The organism is Corynebacterium freiburgense (assembly GCF_030408815.1).
Lineage (GTDB): Bacteria > Actinomycetota > Actinomycetes > Mycobacteriales > Mycobacteriaceae > Corynebacterium > Corynebacterium freiburgense.
In genome coordinates this window covers 707,799-725,263 of record NZ_CP047355.1, presented here as the reverse complement: position 1 = coordinate 725,263, position 17,465 = coordinate 707,799, and the positions used below count along the sequence as shown (strand labels likewise).

The following is a 17,465-nucleotide window of genomic DNA, read 5'->3' as shown; positions in this document are numbered from 1 at the left end:
TCCACATCTTTAAGGTTTCAATTATTGGAATGCCCACAATAGTTATGGAAGCAGCTCTGCAAGTTGTGCAAAATATTGATATTGCTTCCACGCCTCGCGATCCCCCACAACATAGAGTCGGCGTTTCGCACGGCTAACAGCAACATTAATTAGGTTTACTGACGACGCCGCCCACTTTTTCGCTCCATTTCGTGCAGGATCTCCTCCCAACACAAAAAATACAATGTTGGCTTCTCGTCCTTGAGCGGTGTGAATGGTTCCAGCTCGTAAGCCTGGGTATTTGCGTGAGAATTTTTCTAACCACTTGGCAAGCTCACGAAATGGAGTTATGGCGATAATGTCTGTGGTTGGGATACCTTGGTCAAGCAATAACTGTAAGCCATTTTGAAATCGTTCGAGTTGGCGTTGTTGGATATGCGTGCCTGGGTTCGTTGCTGGTTCATCACACCAAAAGCTTTTTGGTAGCTGCTTGTTTTCGGATGCTTCATGAACACCATGAACCATAATTCCGTCATACGCAACCTCATTGCAAAATTGAAACATTGGATTGCTGCAACGTCTATGCACTCTTAGTGGCATGGAAACCCAGATTGGGTCACTGTCTTCATTTAGGGTGGTGCCGTAGCGTGATACGCGATCAGCAAGTGTCTGCACGGATGCGTTAGGAGGTATCCATAAAGAGGGCACCTTACATGCGTCAATGATTCCACGTTGCATTGCCGCTGGCAGAGTCACCACCGGCTGGAGCTGCAACGGATCACCAACCGCTACTACTCGTTTTGATCTCCAAATAGCCCCAAGTGCGTGTTGTGGAGCCGCTTGGCCAGCTTCGTCTATAAAAAGCCACCCTATTGACTCTTCAGTTAGACACTGGAACATCGATCCGCAAGACGCAAAGGTCGTTGAAATAACTGGCACAACCAAAAAGAGGACTTGCCAGGCAGCAAGCGTTTTCTGGGGGCTTAAATCTGCAGGTGCGCTTCCTTTTACGATGTCACAGACTGCGCGCAAGTTTGTGAGCATCCGTCCAGCGTTATTTGCAATGAAATCGTGGTGCAATTGCAATGCCGCCAGAAAAAGCTCCGAACGAGCAATCTCTAATTCTTTATTGAGCCAAGGAGCGTAGAGTTCTTGTTGGTCACCTTGCCACTGTTCGTCTGGATAATTCTGTAGAAAACGCGCTTTATCATTCGAACATTCGTTGGCTAGCTCGTCGTGTTCCTGCAGGCTTTGGTTAAAAGCATCTTGCGCGGCTAAACGTTGTTCCTCACACTTGTTCTCTGTAGCTCGTAGTTGCGATTCTTCGTCCTGATATTGCCGGAGTGTTTCTTCAGCTTGGGTAAGCGCTGCGGATATTTCCGCAAGCGCAGCTCTCCATGTTTTTCGTTGGCCCCCTAGGTCAAGCCAAGTCTCTAGTAATCCTGGTTTGAGGTTTAGTTGGCGTTCATATTGGGCTTTGGTAAGCGCATAGTGTTCTTCGGATTGTTTTCGCACCACCGCTATTTCATGCAATTTCTGGCGTATTTCTTCCAATTGCAATTGGGTACTGGTAAGTAGTTGGGAAGCCTGTAGGAGCTTTTCTTGGATAGCTACAAGTTGGATTCTTCGCTGATTTGCTGATTCGCATTCCGCTTTAAGCTTTTCGACGCGCCGCTGGGCTCGGCGAAAATTTCGTCGGCTTTCGTCCCAATTTGGGATCGGTTCCTTACCTTGGTACCAGGCTTCTAAGCGACCCTTCATATCAGGTATTTTCGGACCGCTTTTTACTTGCTTCGGCGTGCTCCAAAATAAATCAATAAATTTCTTGCGTTTCGCTCGATTTCCTAACACCGCGGCATTATTTGCGGACGCTACAACCATCTCATAACCAGTAATTTCAGGCTTCAGCGCAAATACACTTCGCTTGTAACCTTGTTCTGTCGACCAGGTGAGTTTATCTGGAACAAAGCCGTCACCGGGGCGTCGTAAAGCGGCTAATTGCTGGGCTCGTTGAACAACGTTTGCGGCAATAATATCCCGCAGCATTGTGGTTTTTCCGGTACCCGGAGGACCATTTACGCCAACGAATTTTTGTGCAGCTTCAGCAGGATCCAATATCTTGTTCACCGCAAACTGCTGGCTTAATGCTAGCGAATGCTCTGGTCGCGCCGGCCAACGCCCCAATGGAATGTGACTTGGAGTCACGGAGGAAAGCACAACGTTTCGATCTTTACGCAAATCTATTCGATTGCCTGTTTGGGCGGTATCCTGTTCAGATAGATAGATGCCGCAAGCAGATTGAGAGTCGATATTTTGGCGGCTTACTCGCGCTAAATCATCTAGAAAAAAGCTATTAAGAAAATCTCGTTGAAGATTCGCTTCCTCGGTATGTGGATTCACTAGATAGCTTTTAATAATAAAATAATCGCTGAAGATTTCCGCTAGATCCCGAACTCCCGAAATAGATTGGGCAATATCCAAAAGCGTTGTCAGATCATCCCAGCGCAAGGTTTTTGAACCCTCATCGCACGTTACTTCAGCTTGCAAACCCTGCTCCGCAAAATCATCTACTTTCATTGAAAATCTATGTTTTGCTTCACTAAATCCTTCTACCCAATCAGAATTCCCAAAACCAACTGTGCGCAAACTACCAACAGCCCAGAGCGCAGAAGAAAGTTCGGCAGTTCCTTTAATGATTTCGCCACATTCATTAAGCATTAGTGCCGCACACGCACTATTTCCAGCTACTTTTTCCTCATATCCCCCTTCACGTAAGCGAAATAATGTTCGAAGATAATTATGGGTTGATTGGAGCGGGTATATACCTGCAAAGATTACATGCCGCCACACTCGTTTCTTTCCCTTTTGCGCTTTCGGCGGCTGTAGATATTCCCAAGGCAATCGGCCCCCAGGACGAAGTCGGACAACTTGCTCATCAAATGGAGATTGCCTGCTAGCTTTTTGAATCCGCGGTAGCGGCTGCGGATTCAATAGCTCTAATGCTCTCCAACATTGGACAATATGACTCCAACCAGAAGAAACCATACCCCTATTGTTCTCGGTAAAAAACCAAAAAATCAATGGTTTTATGTTTCTTTTTACATTGAGAGTAAAAATAATGGCAGCGATTACTGATACCAGCTAGTTATAGCGCTCTTTGCAAGTAGATCATGTCAACCAATTGGACACCACATTCAAAAATTGGGTGGTCATAGTTGTCCGTAAAAAAGTCTTTCACTACATGCGACCTGATAAAATCACATTTTTCATAAAAGCCGAGTGTTTGAGGGCTTTCACCAGTGCCAACCTGTAATACAGAAAATTGGTTCTGGTATCTCTTGGCTACAAATTCAATAAGCGCCCTACCATACCCATTGCCCTGAAACTCGGGGACGGTCGCCAGATTTTTAATTTCCAGAATCCCACCACCTTCATCAGTAACCACGCACTCTGCCTTAACCCCGTTATCGTCTAAAACGAACATGGTTCCTCGACCGAGATACTTATCGATCATATTTTCTTGCTCATCGGCGAGAAGCAGCAGTTCCAAAAACTGTTTCTTATTTTCAGTGACTTCCAGTATCTTCATGTGTTTCCTCGCCACTATTACACGGATATTGCACGCAATCAGTTTATGGCTTCTAAGACCCTAGACTCCTGCATCCAACCGCCAGTTCCCCCAGAATCCTAGTAACAGCAACTTTCCATTGAGCACATCTGATACAAAATGGCAATGTTTTTTAAAAACTTGCCCTTTTTGTATCACCTGCGGTTATGAAAACTCTCCTCTAGCTCCCAACAACCAACCCCACCCGATAGCTACATCCGACATCCACTCAAGCTCGGCCCCTCACTGCCGACCCTCTAGGACAGCCATCCCCCGGACCACTGCCTACCCTCTAGGACACCCCCCAAAAAACCACCGCCGACCCTCTAGCATCGCCGCCCCCAACCAGCAATCATTCACGCAGTAAAGAAAAAGTACCAAACCTGAAAATCTATCTCTCAGGTTTGGCACTTCTAGTGGAGCTGCCGGGAATTGAACCCGGGTCCTTCGTCATCTTGCCAGGACTTCTCCGTGCGCAGTTCGCACGTGATCTCTACTCGGCCCTCCGGATCAGACGAACATGTCCGGATGATAGGCCCAGTTGTCGGTGAAAGTCCCGCCACATCCCGTCAACACAATGTGGCAGCAAGTCCTTTAGTCGATGCCAGACTCTAGGCCAAGGACGAAACCTAGGCTGACAGACATGCAGTCGCTGGATTAGGCAGCGAGTGCATAGTCGCGCTGAGTATTCTCTGCGCTTATTTTGTGCCACGACGCTTAACGGTGGTCTCTAGCCTGCACCGGCACGCTTCCCCTGGCTTAATGTACGGAGTCGAAACCTAAATCAGCCCCTCACATTTCTTTCGGCGGGATTGTGCCTTCCGAAAGAGCTTCACCATTGTAAACCAATTGTGTTTATATCCGCAAGCTTTTGCTTTTTGACGCCCACCCCCACTCTTATCAGTTAGTTCGGCGTATCGTCGCTTTCATCCCATGATTGTCGGTTTTTCGGGAACGTTTATGGTCCCGGTACGCAATTAGGCCTATAACCACCCCCACTACCAATGGCATCCAAAGATTCGAATTATCCAAAGCCCACACTGTCCATGCTGGAAGCTTCGGCAAATGAATATTCGGCCATGGTATGGCTGGCAGATGAAACGCTGGCCAGGGAATATTCGGCACATTAATAGTGGGGAGCAAGCCAACCAATTGTTTTAAAAGCGGGACAAATATAAGAGCAAGTATTGCCCACCCAACTTTCCCGAGCCCACCAAGTAGCGGATAGAGCAGGCGCTTAATTGGAGTTTGTTCCATTTCTTGATAGCGCTGCGCGGCCGGTGAACCTTTTGGAGGTTCCAGGAACACCACACCTTCAGTGGTGCACAGCTTTATTTCAATGATTTCACTAAATGGATTTGCCTGGATAACACCGTAGTTTTTGGTCCGTTTCGGACGCATTGGACTAAAAACTTCGGGTTTGCATTTGGCCCCTAATACAAAGCGAACATTGGACGGGCGTTCGAAGCGTGCGGTAGGGGTGGCGTCGACAAGCACTAAGACGCTGCGCTTACCGCCGGCGATGGCTCGTTGGCCAATACCCTTCCATTTGATTGTGTGAAGTATGGAAATAGTTTTGGAGGGTTCTGGAAACCCGGGGTCAAATTCGCATAGTTTTTCGAACCCGGCCTCGATCACTTGAATGTGGCCGAGGACCGGGTGCGTTATTTCCCACACCCAAGCAGGGTGCTCACTCATCCACGTATTCCTTTAACGCGGCGCCCTAATTCGCGGGTAACGTCGCGTTCTGCGGCACGTCGTTTTAGGTCTTGTCGCTTGTCATATTTTTGTTTGCCTTGACCTAATCCGAGTTCGACTTTAAGCCGGCCGTTTTTAAAATACAGTTTGAGCGGTATAAGGGTTCGGTTTCCATCCCGCACTTTGCCTATAATCGCATCGATTTCGCGCCTATGTAGCAATAACTTTCGGCTGCGGCGTGGGCTGTGGTTCATCCACGAACCATGCGAATATTCGGGTATATGCAGGTGACGTAACCAAATCTCACCATCGTCAATGGTTGCGAAGGCATCGTTGAGTGTTACTTTGCCTTCACGGAGTGCTTTAATTTCCGTTCCTACGAGCGCCACACCGCACTCATAGGTCTCTAGTATTTGATAATCGTGTCTTGCTCTGCGGTTGGTAGCGATAACCGGGTTATCCACCGCCTTCTTCTTTTTCTTAGCCATAGCGAAATTAAGCTTACAGCTATTTGCGGACGTACATCCGCAATGTCACCTGTGCAGTGATCGCCGCAAATATAATGCCGACGATCGCAACAATCGGTGAAACCACCCAAATATCCGCCGCAGTAATAGGCGCAATCAGTTTCGATTCATAAAGTCCCGTAAGCGCCCGATCTAGAACAAACTTTTTACCAGCGATAAGACCTACCATGGCAAGAACCGAACCAAACAAGGCAGCCATTACTGCTTCCATAACAAAGGGTGCTTGGGTATACCAGCGAGATGCTCCGACCATGCGCATAATGGAAATTTCTTCGCGCCGAGCAAAGGCAGCAATTTGAACCATATTTGCAATAAGGAAAATGGCTGCAATTGCTTGAATTGCGGCAATTAAAAAGGTGGCGTTTCGTACTGCATCAAGGTTTCCGGTTGCCGAACGTAGGTCATCAACTTGATCAATAACATCGGCGACCTGGGGCATTTCTCGCACTGGGTCCAGCGGTGATGGATTAAGCGGGTCTGCAAGGCGTACATGCAATGCAGCAGGGAGGGCATCTTTACTAGTAGAAGCGACCAGCAATGGATCCGAATCTTGGAATACCTCTACAAAGCGTTCATAGGATTGGTCCCGGGAACGGAAGGTCACACTTTCAATACCATTTGCGCCATCAAGCTTATCCCGCACTTCTTTACACGGCTGCGATGAGCAATCTGGATCATTCGCCGATATTTCTTCATTAAGCTGCACCATGACTTCTACACGATCAAGGTAGATTTCCTTGGTACGCTCCGTCATTCCGGTAACTAGGAAACCTGTTGCAAGCAACGCCAATGAAATCGCTGTTGTAATAATCAATGCCACAGTCATGGTCAGATTGCGGCCTAAACCTTGAAAGGCTTCACGCAGGACAAAACCGATCTTCATAAGTCTGGATTCCTTTTCTACTAGCGGCCTACGCCATACACGCCGTGAGCATCGTCGCGAACAAGCTTGCCAAGATTAAGTTCAATCACTCGCTTGCGCATTGCATCCACCGCAGCCGCATTGTGTGTGGACATCACCACAGTGGTTCCAGTGCGGTTAATTCGATTTAACAGAACCATAATGTCATTGGCGGTCTCTGGATCGAGGTTTCCGGTCGGCTCGTCAGCAAGTAACACAAGTGGCCGGTTTACAAAGGCCCGAGCAATAGCTACTCGTTGCTGCTCACCGCCGGAAAGTTCGCCTGGTGTCCTATTTGCTTTACCTTCAAGCCCTACAAGTTCCAAGGTTTCTGGGACAAGCTTATCGATGATATTTCGTTTTTTGCCGATCACTTCAAGGGCAAAGGCAACATTATCGTAAACCGTTTTTTTGGGAAGCAAGCGAAAGTCTTGGAACACGTATCCGATTCGCTGACGGAGTTTATTTACCTGGGAACCACGCAACTTATTAACGTGAAACTCCCCCACATGGATATCACCCGAGCTAACTTTTTGCTCACGCAGCATAAGCTCTAAAAAGGTTGATTTGCCAGATCCGGAAGGGCCAATAAGAAATACAAACTCACCACGATCAATGCTGAGTGAGATATTGTCTAGAGCTGGCCGTGTGGAGGTTTTGTAAATTTTAGTAACACTATCGAAGGTGATCACTCAATCCACAGTAGTTCACACCTGTCACATGATCTAGTGCGTTCAGGTAATTCTCAGAAAACCTATACGGGCACTGCAAAGCTTGGCTACTCCGCCTAGCGTTGAGCGTTCACTTGCGAATATTCCTTTTGCACTTGTCCTGAGCTCGCAGAGGCATCTGATTCGCGCTTATGCTTTTTGCCGAGCAGTAATAAATGCACACTTACAGCGATCCCAATAACACCCAGAATTACCGCGACAACCGGTTTACTGGACATATACGCAGAAAAACCTAGACCAATCCAGAGGATGGCAAGTGTGCGGATTTTATCCGCAAGAGTAAGTGCACCAGATTCATAACGTTGGAGGTACCCACCAAAAATTGAATGCTCATACAGATAGTGGTGTAAACGCTCAGAACTCCGCGCAAAACAAAACGCGGCAAAAAGTAAAAATGGTGTTGTTGGCAGGAGCGGAAGGACAACTCCGACTGCCCCGAGACCTAGGGAGAGTAAGCCAAGGACCTTGAGAAGGATTTTCATACCAGACACTGTAGTAGGTAAGCCTAAGGCAATTCCAATAGTTTCCTACGCTTCCGTCTGAGACATCCGCCAACGAATGCCTGCTTCAAGGAAGGCATCAATTTCACCATCAAGGACTTTTGCTGGGTCATTGACCTCAAATTGGTTACGGTGATCTTTCACCATCTGGTAGGGGTGCAATACATAGGATCGCATTTGATTACCCCATGAAGCATTACCACCCGCACCGAGTGCATCCATTTCCGCACGTTCTTCTTGGCGTTTGCGCTCCAAAAGCTTTGCTTGCAGAACCCGCATTGCTGACGCCCGGTTTTGGATTTGTGATTTCTCATTTTGGCAGGTCACCACGATCCCAGTAGGGATATGTGTAATACGAACTGCGGAGTCTGTTGTATTTACCGATTGCCCACCTGGCCCCGATGAACGGTATACATCGACACGAATATCGGAGTCCGGGACGTCGATATGATCTGTGGTTTCCACCACCGGCAATACCTCAATTTCCGCAAACGAGGTTTGGCGCCGCGCCTGGTTATCAAATGGGCTAATGCGCACCAGGCGATGCGCCCCCTGCTCCACCGAAAGCGTGCCATATGTATATTCGCCATGCACAACAAAGGTTGCGGATTTAATGCCAGCTTCTTCCGCGTAGGAAATATCGTAAATATCAACATTGCGCCCAGACTTTTCCGCCCAGCGAATATACATTCGCATAAGCATTTCAGCCCAGTCTGCAGCATCGACCCCGCCAGCGCCGGAGCGAATATTAATCACCGCTTCCCGGGCGTCGTACTCCCCAGACAGCATTGTTTTAACTTCCAAGGATTGAATATCCGCACACAACTCGGCGAATTCTTCATCCACCTGTTCGGTCCCCTCACCTTCTTCTTCGGCAAGTTCGTACATAATTGGCAGGTCATCAAGGCGTTGGCGTAGCTCCTGCAGTTTCCTAAGGTTGCCCTGCACCGTGGAAAGCTCACTGGTTACTTGCTGCGCGTTTTCCGGGTCGTCCCAAAGCGAGGGATCGGAAGCCCGCGCCTCCAATTCGCGCACCCGTTCCGACATCTCCTGCGGGTCCATAATTTTTTCAATAGTGGTAAGCGTCGCAGAAAGGGCCGAAAGTTCAGCAGCAAGATCTTGTCGCATAGCGATCAAGTTTAGCCGACCCCACACACCCGAGCATCTTGCGTAACGACGCCGCGCCCACCACCAGGCTACTTCCGCCTAGCAATCCGAAAATGCACGGTCAACATGGCAATCAAGGTGAGTCCCGAAAGGGTAAGACACACCATCGTACAAAGCTGATGAAAAAATACCTGCTCATTCATAGTTGGTGACACCCACACCGCCCACGGAAGCGTCACACCAATAACTGTCCCATAGGTAATTCCTGCCGCACTCCCCCATTTCCGCCGGCCATTCCACGTCCCTGCAGAAACAACAATCACACATGCCACAGCCAATAGGAAAAACAATATGATCATTGGCCCGTCACCCAAACCTAAAACAATGCCCCAAAACGGAAACAACATCCATAGCCCAGGTCCGATAAATAGCCCAGCCCAAAATAAAGAAGAACTGCGGATTCCATTTTCCCAACATATGCCCTGATGCATACAGCACATCTCCCCGATTGCGGGTACTGCAAGGCAGCCAACCATAAAAACCAGAAAGAACACTGCGGACAACATAAGATGAGCGTACCTAAGTTCTATAAGATCTATTTCATTGCCCAGGCTATACCATTCCAGCGCACAAAGTCTGGCGTGACAATGCAAAATAGAACCTATGCAAAACTCACAAAATCTCGAAGAGATGATCGGAACAATTACCAAAACCTTTGTTATTGCACATGAGGCGGATACCGATGAGCATCTCGCACAAGCTTTAGTATTTAACGCCGGACGGCTCGCTTGGCGTATGCGCGAAACCGGAATTACCACTCAACGAAAAACCAATATTAGTGACGTGGTTACAGAAGCAGACCACGCCGCGGAACAATTTATTTCTGGCGCATTATTGGCACTGCGTCCAAATGATGGTGTTTTAGGGGAAGAGGGTGCTTCGCGGCCTGCTGAAACCGGCCGTATATGGGTAATCGACCCTATTGATGGCACGTACAATTTCGCTTCCGGCAGCGACTATTTCTGCTCCGCCCTAGCCCTACAGGACAACGGCGAATTACGCTTCGGCGCAGTACACCGGCCTACAATGGGCTATACTTGGTTTGGCGGAAAACACATCCCAACCACGCGTGATTCGCAAAAACTAGCGCCATTACAGGACACTCCATTAAGCGAAGTTTCCCTGGGGTCATATCTTCACCCTTCGTATATGAATTCGCTTTCTGCTACTTGGATCAATGTTGCGAAACACGCAGCCACGGTACGAATGCTCGGCGCTGGCAGTATTGATTTAGCAAGTGTGGCCGATGGAACCCTAGGGGCGTGGATGCAACACTCGGCCCCAGCATGGGATTGGCTGCCCGGCAAGGCCTTAATCGAAGGCGCGGGCGGACGCTGCGAAACAGCCGATGCTGGTGGCGTAACCTGGCATATTGCTGGGAACACACGCGCGGTTGCAGAAATACTGGACGCGTTACACTAAAACAATGCATAAAGACCTCGTCATAGCGCTACAACTTGCCGATCTGGCGGACAGCATTACCCTCCCCCGGTTCGAAGCCAGCGATTTGAAAGTGGATTCGAAACCGGATATGACACCGGTTTCTGATGCCGATCTTGCCTGCGAAGAAGCACTTCGAATACTCATTAATGAACTAGCCCCCGAAGATGAAATTCTTGGCGAGGAATTCGGTGGAAGCACCTCCGCAGGCCGCCAATGGGTAATCGATCCAATCGACGGCACCAAAAACTATGTTCGAGGCGTTCCCGTATGGGCGACACTTATCGCACTGCTTATCGACGGCCGCCCGGTCTTAGGCGTTATATCAGCCCCAGCGCTCGGACGGCGCTGGTGGGCAGTTGAAGGTGAAGGAGCTTGGCGCTCGGTATTTGGCGGCGAACCAAAGCGTTTGGGGGTGTCCGCAATTTCCAAACTCGAAGATGCATCCGTTTCCTTCTCGTCCCTCGACGGTTGGCGTGATCTTAATCTTCGCGATAATTTCTTTAGCCTCTCCGATATCACCTGGCGGCTCCGCGGCTTCGGCGATTTTTACTCCTATTGCCTCGTGGCCGAAGGCGCCGTCGACATTGCAGCAGAACCAGAAGTTAGCCTTTGGGATCTCGCACCTCTAGCTATCCTGGTCACCGAGGCAGGCGGCCGTTTTACTTCCCTTGAAGGTATCGACGGCCCCCACGGTGGCAATGCACTCGCCACTAACGGGCTTATACATGAAGAGACACGGAAAATACTGACCGAGGGCCGATAGAATTCCAAAGGTACTATCGCTTAGCCCGTTCCCACGCCAATAGAAATAGTTGTCCCATTGGCATCGGAGGCGGGCACCCTGGGATAATCGGCTGCACATCCTGGCCAGCCAATAGCGAATATAGTTTCGCCTTGTGCTGTTCCATACCCACATAGTGATCATGGCTTTCAAGCCACGGTCCGGGGATACCCCATTTACGCCGAGCATCTGGGCGCGCCAATGGGGCCAAATATGCATCTAGCTCACGTGCTAATACTGCCAGGTAACCGGGCTGCCAACCATTCCAATAGCAAATATTCTCATCATTTGGATCAGTAAGCGCCAGCAACTGCAGGTAATAGCGTGCGGCATCAATCCCAACCTGCAGATCATGAGCTACAGCTTCCACCACAGTAGGGGCAGAAACCAGCGGATCATAAGGGTGCCCGCTCGGGCTACCATACGGACGAGATGCCTCAAGCAATGCAAGATTTAGAACACCCTTTCGTAACATTTCTAAAGTGAGGGCATCTAAGTCCAGTAATGAATTATCCGCAATTACTTCATCAAAACCTAGATTGAAATCTTCCGGGAATTCGTAGTTTTGTTTGTGGATATGGCGCTGTACCTCTCGCAATTGCCTGGCTATAAACGCACGTTCAGGATCATCAGTTCTACGCCACGATAAAAGAAGCAGCAATGCCCCGATGAATTGGGCGCTTATTTCGTCTACTTCAATCTGCTTCCATAATTGCGCACAGGTTTTCGCACTAAAAAACCGCAAAAGTTCCGCATACTCATAATCACTCAAATGGAGTTGCGGCTCGCCAAACTTACTCCGCCAAGCATTGATACAGAATTCGATTCGCCTTCCGTATTGTATTGACTGGTCTGGATTTTCAGAGTCGATAAGTTCAACTAAAATCTCCGCGTAATCAATAAACGGTCGCTCCCCTAGCTGGGCAATTGCAATATTTCGCAATTCGCCATTGAGCGGCTTGCCACCTAAAAGCCAACGGGCTGCCGCCGGAGTCCAACATGTCCCAGCACTCAACATTTCAATTTCTTTTTCGAGTTTTTCAAAGTCGGGTTCCTTGCGCTCTTCCAATGCTTCCAATCCCGCCAAGAACTCCGCCCGAGGCAACCCAAATTCTTCCAAAACTTCTTGCGCTTCCACAGCCACTGAAGGGGCCAACACCTGGGCACTCAAATGTTGAGATTCCAACACAATACAATCCCCAATCACACTTGGCGCCTGTAAATCATGCAATGGCACAACAACGTGAGCTAATCCACCACTCAACACACCAGCATTTGTGACAGCCCGTAAAAACCCAGCAAGTTCGAACACAATTTCCCGACGTAACAGGGGTGCACTAAGCAAACTTAAAAGCAATCGCTCTCGCCCAATAAAATAGAAAATTGGCGCAAAAAATAGGGAGTCATCAATCTCACTCGGATGGTGTAATACCCGTGCAAGTGTCTCAAGAGCGATCCTGACCTGGTCTCCACTGAATTGGCCAGTATCCGCACCATAAAGGTAGCCAATAAGGTCATTGGAAATATCTCGCAATTCCGGAAACGAACATACTTCCACGAAATCGGCGGCATTCCCGGTGCCTCCCCTTAAACTTTCAAATCGCTGCGCCAAGGCCGCAATATCCGCAGCCGTATGTACGATTGCAATCGCCAGCTCTTGTGGCATCGCACCAAACTGTTCATTGATCACACGAAGCACCTGGGAATCCGAATTGGTATTCATACTCGTAGTGAATTCAACCGTGTTATCCCCATAACGCCACCATTGCTTTCCTGGTTGCATTACGCTACCCACTTTGCGACCTGGCTCTGGAACTAATGCGCTCAGCAGACGAGCTGCCTGCTCGGCCGTACAATGGCGCAGTTTCTCGCTAGCACCTTCGTTTCTTGGGCGCATATGATGCCAACCAGCTAGTGGCAGGTTCGAAGACATATACATTGCTTCGCCATGCGCGTTAAAGCTTTTCATCAACGGTACGTCAGCAGCGGCGTCGAAAAGCTCTGAACCATTGGTAAGCCAAAAACCACCACCTGGACGAGCGAGCACGGCGCACACATCATATGCACTATGAAATACGCCAAATGGAGAAACAATAGTAGTGCCGCTATCCGTTTTGAATACGATATTAATGTGTCGATCACCAACCCGCCCCATAGGGCTCGGCGCCGTTTCAAACGCAATGGGAATTACTGTGGAGTGATTCGGCCTAAACCGAACATTTGGCCAATTAAATGCCTCTCCAACAGCGTTTTTAACCCACGAATAGACGCCAAGGCATTCGAGAACCTCTTGGAGTGTGGCGCTGCGCCCCAGGTTTTCCGCGCGGAATCCTTCCCGTATAGCCCACACCGCAAAACCGTTCCCCTCGAGAGGAATGTATGCAATGTCCCCATTGACCAAAACCTGCCCGCCAGCATGCCACACCGCTGGCTCCCGTTGTTCTCCCGAGCGCAATATGCCCACACCGGTCAGCCGAGAATCTCCAAAAGGAAACGAATATCTTTCCGCATTGTGGAATCCGCCTGAGACTTCCTCCAGCTCACCACCATCCAGCAAGCCAGCAAGGAAGACTGAGTCATAGCTCATACATACGGCTACATCATCACCTACCATCCGCAACGATGCTATATCCCAAAATGCAAAGGAATAATCCACATGATGAAGTACAGCGTCACCGGACACGAATTCGGCCTCATTGTGTGAGATCACAGCAAGCGCGGGCCATGATTCACACAGCTGTGGAATATCACCTTCAGAATCTGACAAACGTTCAATACAACGTTCTAAACCTTGCCAGCCCAATTCCGCCGCCAGACCGAACCGAAGGGCTGCCGCTAACTCCAGTGGGGCGTCGAAACGCAAAATGCGTTCCATTGCCTCTGGCGCAAACTCCCATAATTCCGGCGCCGCGAGATTAGCAATCCTATTCTGATAAAGGCTTGCCAGACCAGGAACACTCCCCTTATACCGCTCCCGATCATGCGCAGTGGAGCGTAAATATTCCGCCAATAATTCGCGAGTGCCATCGAATGCCAACAGCGTATCAACATTACGTTGCAAATCTAATACCGAAATAGTCGAATGCAACCACGAACCCAATTTCGAATGTTCGCGCAAATGTTTTAAATTGCTGCGGGAATAATTCTCCGGAAAACTTTTACACCAGCGATACAAACTATATGTAAAATCTGCCCGCCCCTGTTCGAATTCAGTAACGTCCCAATCCACCGCAGTAGCGCATAAAGCGTTTATTAGTTCGAGAGACATAGTGCCGAAAGGGACCTGGCGCGGAATTATCAAACCATCGAACCCATCACGCGCTTCCTCGATTGCCGCAATCAATTGAGGATGATAATCCTGCAGGTCATCGGCTACCCTCGCTAATAAAGCAACGATCCGACGAGCCAATACCCTAGGCTCGCACGCTGAAGTAGCCAATGGATACTGCAACTCAATCCGACGCAAAAAATCCTCCACCAAAGCCTCCCAGCAGCAAAAGTATCAATGCTTCTAGTTAAGCAAACAGAAGTGCACAACTGGGGGACAAATCGGATTGCCACAATAAAATAGAACTAATTATTAAGGAAAACTATTTACAAGATGGCAGGGCGCTGGACTAGCAATGAATTTAGACTCAATATTACGGTTTATTTGAGTTATTGACCCCTGAGGCTAGTGAGAAACATGAGGCACTGTCGCAAAATACACCAATTGGACACAAGATGGTGTAAAAAGCGTCACCGAAGCCCCTCAGAAGCCATAGTTTTGTCGCTAAATACACCAATTGGGCACAAGATGGTGTATTCGGCGACAAGCCCCAGGTCAGCGATTGTGCACTATCTACCGGCATGCCCACCCCACCAATAAACAAGAAAATCAGCCAGCGCCTTACCGCGTTGTATGCTTTCGCATCGCGGAGGCGTTGGCTGATTTTCCGGAACTTAATTACCCTAGTTGATTTCCACGAGGGCTTGGCCGCCTTGGACGGCGTCGCCTACATCCACATGGATTGCTTGGACGGTTCCGGCGGAAGGCGCAGTGATTTCGGTTTCCATCTTCATGGCTTCAAGGATGAGCAGTACTTGGCCTGCTTCAATTTCTTGGCCTTCTTCCACAAGGATCTTAAAAACAGATCCAGCCAGTGGTGCCACCACAGCATTGGCGGATACACCTTGGACACTGGCGGTTGCTGGTTCGGAATCGTATTGGCTTCCACCGAAAACGATACTGCCGAGTTGGCGCTGCTCTTCTTCGACCTCGACATCAACGCTGTAGGCGATGCCGTTAACTGTCACTTTGAGCTTCATGACTTCTCCTTACAGGTGACGGGAGCGGGATTGAACTGCTTGACGACCTTGGGCTGCCCAAGTGCGATGGCGGCTAAAGTGTACTGCTTTTACGCGGCCTTTATTGCCAAGGTATGCAGACACTGCCGCGGAGATAGCCAGAAGGACGTCTTCAGGGATTTCTTGTTCTGAACGCTTTTTCAGTTCCGCGAGTTCGGCTTCAACGTGGTCGAGCCGAAGTTGCAGTTGTTGAACCAGTTTGAGGAGTTCAGGGTTTTCCATTGTTTACACCGGTCCTAGGCCATGCTTCTTCGCTGGGCGGGTAACGCGCTTATTGGTCAGGACCTCAAGTGCCATCGCTACTTCGTGGCGGGTAGCTGCTGGGTCGATAATATCGTCAACGAGCCCGCGAGAAGCTGCCATAAATGGTGTAGAGAAGGTGTCCTTATAGAGCTGGATCAACTCTTCTCGTTTTGCTTCTTTATCTTCGGCAGCTTCGATTTCACGGCGGAACACCACATTGACAGCGCCATCGGCACCCATCACCGCAATTTCGGCGGTTGGCCAGGCGAAAACGCGGTCAGCGCCAAGATCCTTGGAGCACATTGCAAGATATGCGCCACCATAAGATTTCCGTAGTACTACCGTAATCTTTGGAACGGAGGCGGAGGAATATGCGTAAAGCATTTTCGCACCATGGCGAATAATACCGCCATGTTCTTGCGCCACACCAGGCATAAAGCCTGGAACATCCACCAAGGTGATCAGTGGGATATTAAAGGCATTGCAGAAACGGATAAACTGGCTGCCTTTATCCGAGGAGTTAATATCCAGAACACCGGACATTACATTTGGCTGGTTGGCAATAATGCCAACGGTGCGGCCAATGAGGCGGCCAAAGCCAACGACCAGGTTGCGGGCGTAGCCGGCTTGCACTTCCAGGAAGTCACCGTGATCTACCAGGCGCTGAATAACCTCGCGGACATCGTAGCCTTTTTTGCCTTCCACAGGAACGATATCCCGCATGGCTGGGTCCGGCTCCACATACTCGTCCGGGGCAACGATTGGTGGTTCTTCCGTATTGTTTTGCGGCAAGAAGCTAAGGAGTTTTTGGGCAATAAGTATTGCCTGCTCATCATCTTCTGCCACGAAGTGAATATTGCCGGCTTTGGTCATATGGGCATCGGCACCACCGAGGGCTTCGGAGGTTACTTCCTCACCGGTTACAGACTTAATTACGCCCGGACCAGTAATAAACATCTGGGCCTGACGGGTTTGGATAATAAAGTCAGTAAGCGCAGGTGAATATGCGGCGCCACCTGCACAAGGGCCGGCAATAATGGAAATTTGGGGCACCAAACCGGACAAAAGTACGTTTTGGTAGAAAACTTTGCCATATCCGGAGAGGGAGTCAATACCCTCTTGGACACGAGCTCCACCGGAGTCGTTAATAAATACAAAGGGGGTACCGGTGGTAGCGGAGGCTTCCATCATTGCGGCAACTTTATTGGATTGGGTTTCACCTGCGGAACCACCCATAACCGTAAAGTCTTGGGAAGCAATATGGACGGGGCGTCCAAAAACAGCACCAGAGCCGGTGACCACACCATCAGCGGGTGCTTCAGCCTTATCCATGCCAAAGTGAGTGGTGCGATGTTTAGCAAACATGCCTGTTTCTTGGAATGTGCCTTCATCCACCAGAGCGGCAATGCGCTCACGAGCAGTGAGTTTCCCGCGCTCATGTTGCTTTTCGAGTTTTGCCTCGCCACCGCCGAGTTCAACAGTGGTGCGTGCTTCTTGGAGCGCCTCAAGGCGTTCTTGCATGCTGGCTTCGTGTGCCATAA

Annotated in this window: 15 protein-coding genes and 1 other RNA gene; 2 read left to right on the top strand and 14 right to left on the bottom strand. The window is 49.4% G+C overall.

Translation table 11 applies throughout. The features are described 5' to 3' along the window. Positions 1-42 precede the first annotated feature (42 nt). From CFREI_RS03330 to CFREI_RS03285, 10 genes are all read right to left on the bottom strand, one after another. Positions 43-3,024, bottom strand: coding sequence for a DEAD/DEAH box helicase (locus CFREI_RS03330; RefSeq protein WP_027011420.1), 2,982 nt, complete (start codon positions 3,022-3,024; stop codon positions 43-45). A 100-nt stretch (positions 3,025-3,124) separates the two neighbouring features. After that, on the bottom strand, positions 3,125-3,568 hold the full coding sequence (locus CFREI_RS03325; RefSeq protein ID WP_027011421.1) for a GNAT family N-acetyltransferase: 444 nt from the start codon (positions 3,566-3,568) through the stop codon (positions 3,125-3,127). Positions 3,569-4,000: 432 nt separating this feature from the next. Further along, positions 4,001-4,378: a transfer-messenger RNA gene (gene ssrA / locus CFREI_RS03320) on the bottom strand. Between the two features lie 108 nt (positions 4,379-4,486). After that, a complete protein-coding gene (locus tag CFREI_RS03315; protein WP_027011422.1) occupies positions 4,487-5,284 on the bottom strand; it encodes a hypothetical protein in 798 nt (265 codons plus the stop codon). Beyond that, on the bottom strand, positions 5,281-5,772 hold the full coding sequence (smpB, locus tag CFREI_RS03310; protein WP_027011423.1) for an SsrA-binding protein SmpB: 492 nt from the start codon (positions 5,770-5,772) through the stop codon (positions 5,281-5,283). Before smpB ends, CFREI_RS03315 begins: the two co-directional genes overlap by 4 nt. A gap of 19 nt (positions 5,773-5,791) precedes the next feature. Further along, positions 5,792-6,694, bottom strand: coding sequence for a permease-like cell division protein FtsX (gene ftsX, locus CFREI_RS03305; RefSeq protein ID WP_027011424.1), 903 nt, complete (start codon positions 6,692-6,694; stop codon positions 5,792-5,794). A gap of 20 nt (positions 6,695-6,714) precedes the next feature. After that, positions 6,715-7,404 (bottom strand): cell division ATP-binding protein FtsE, encoded by a 690-nt coding sequence (gene ftsE / locus CFREI_RS03300; protein WP_027011425.1) that lies wholly within the window; start codon positions 7,402-7,404, stop codon positions 6,715-6,717. A 95-nt stretch (positions 7,405-7,499) separates the two neighbouring features. After that, positions 7,500-7,925, bottom strand: coding sequence for a YbaN family protein (locus CFREI_RS03295; protein WP_084170617.1), 426 nt, complete (start codon positions 7,923-7,925; stop codon positions 7,500-7,502). Between the two features lie 45 nt (positions 7,926-7,970). Next, on the bottom strand, positions 7,971-9,071 hold the full coding sequence (gene prfB, locus CFREI_RS03290; RefSeq protein WP_027011426.1) for a peptide chain release factor 2: 1,101 nt from the start codon (positions 9,069-9,071) through the stop codon (positions 7,971-7,973). A gap of 68 nt (positions 9,072-9,139) precedes the next feature. Then, positions 9,140-9,616, bottom strand: a complete 477-nt coding sequence (locus CFREI_RS03285) for a hypothetical protein (protein WP_027011427.1) — start codon at positions 9,614-9,616, stop codon at positions 9,140-9,142. Between the two features lie 97 nt (positions 9,617-9,713). Here CFREI_RS03285 and CFREI_RS03280 point away from each other — a divergent pair, with 97 nt between their 5' ends. Both CFREI_RS03280 and hisN read left to right on the top strand, forming a co-directional pair. Continuing rightward, on the top strand, positions 9,714-10,532 hold the full coding sequence (locus CFREI_RS03280) for an inositol monophosphatase family protein (RefSeq protein WP_027011428.1): 819 nt from the start codon (positions 9,714-9,716) through the stop codon (positions 10,530-10,532). Positions 10,533-10,536: 4 nt separating this feature from the next. Further along, positions 10,537-11,316 carry a histidinol-phosphatase gene (hisN, locus tag CFREI_RS03275; protein WP_027011429.1) on the top strand — a complete coding sequence of 260 codons (780 nt, stop codon included), beginning with the start codon at positions 10,537-10,539 and terminating at the stop codon, positions 11,314-11,316. Between the two features lie 13 nt (positions 11,317-11,329). Here the strand turns inward: hisN and CFREI_RS03270 are convergent, their stop codons facing one another. The 4 genes from CFREI_RS03270 to CFREI_RS03255 form a co-directional block, all read right to left on the bottom strand. Further along, entirely contained in the window at positions 11,330-14,812 is a 3,483-nt protein-coding gene (locus tag CFREI_RS03270) for a hypothetical protein (RefSeq protein WP_027011430.1), read from the bottom strand. Between the two features lie 473 nt (positions 14,813-15,285). After that, positions 15,286-15,642: a biotin/lipoyl-containing protein gene (locus CFREI_RS03265; RefSeq protein WP_027011431.1), complete on the bottom strand. Its 357-nt coding sequence runs from the start codon at positions 15,640-15,642 to the stop codon at positions 15,286-15,288. Positions 15,643-15,651: 9 nt separating this feature from the next. Beyond that, entirely contained in the window at positions 15,652-15,903 is a 252-nt protein-coding gene (locus CFREI_RS03260) for a hypothetical protein (protein WP_027011432.1), read from the bottom strand. A gap of 3 nt (positions 15,904-15,906) precedes the next feature. Beyond that, entirely contained in the window at positions 15,907-17,463 is a 1,557-nt protein-coding gene (locus tag CFREI_RS03255) for an acyl-CoA carboxylase subunit beta (protein WP_027011433.1), read from the bottom strand. Positions 17,464-17,465: the final 2 nt, after the last annotated feature.

Excerpts from the sequence above, each read along its gene's own strand:
- smpB (WP_027011423.1), bottom strand. The coding sequence starts at position 5,772 with ATGGCTAAGAAAAAGAAGAAGGCGGTGGATAACCCGGTTATCGCTACC.
- CFREI_RS03255 (WP_027011433.1), bottom strand. The coding sequence starts at position 17,463 with ATGGCACACGAAGCCAGCATGCAAGAACGCCTTGAGGCGCTCCAAGAA.
- CFREI_RS03265 (WP_027011431.1), bottom strand. The coding sequence starts at position 15,642 with ATGAAGCTCAAAGTGACAGTTAACGGCATCGCCTACAGCGTTGATGTC.
- CFREI_RS03295 (WP_084170617.1), bottom strand. The coding sequence starts at position 7,925 with ATGAAAATCCTTCTCAAGGTCCTTGGCTTACTCTCCCTAGGTCTCGGG.
- CFREI_RS03325 (WP_027011421.1), bottom strand. The coding sequence starts at position 3,568 with ATGAAGATACTGGAAGTCACTGAAAATAAGAAACAGTTTTTGGAACTG.
- ftsX (WP_027011424.1), bottom strand. The coding sequence starts at position 6,694 with ATGAAGATCGGTTTTGTCCTGCGTGAAGCCTTTCAAGGTTTAGGCCGC.
- hisN (WP_027011429.1), top strand. The coding sequence starts at position 10,537 with ATGCATAAAGACCTCGTCATAGCGCTACAACTTGCCGATCTGGCGGAC.
- CFREI_RS03315 (WP_027011422.1), bottom strand. The coding sequence starts at position 5,284 with ATGAGTGAGCACCCTGCTTGGGTGTGGGAAATAACGCACCCGGTCCTC.
- CFREI_RS03280 (WP_027011428.1), top strand. The coding sequence starts at position 9,714 with ATGCAAAACTCACAAAATCTCGAAGAGATGATCGGAACAATTACCAAA.
- CFREI_RS03260 (WP_027011432.1), bottom strand. The coding sequence starts at position 15,903 with ATGGAAAACCCTGAACTCCTCAAACTGGTTCAACAACTGCAACTTCGG.
- prfB (WP_027011426.1), bottom strand. The coding sequence starts at position 9,071 with ATGCGACAAGATCTTGCTGCTGAACTTTCGGCCCTTTCTGCGACGCTT.
- CFREI_RS03285 (WP_027011427.1), bottom strand. The coding sequence starts at position 9,616 with ATGTTGTCCGCAGTGTTCTTTCTGGTTTTTATGGTTGGCTGCCTTGCA.
- CFREI_RS03330 (WP_027011420.1), bottom strand. The coding sequence starts at position 3,024 with ATGGTTTCTTCTGGTTGGAGTCATATTGTCCAATGTTGGAGAGCATTA.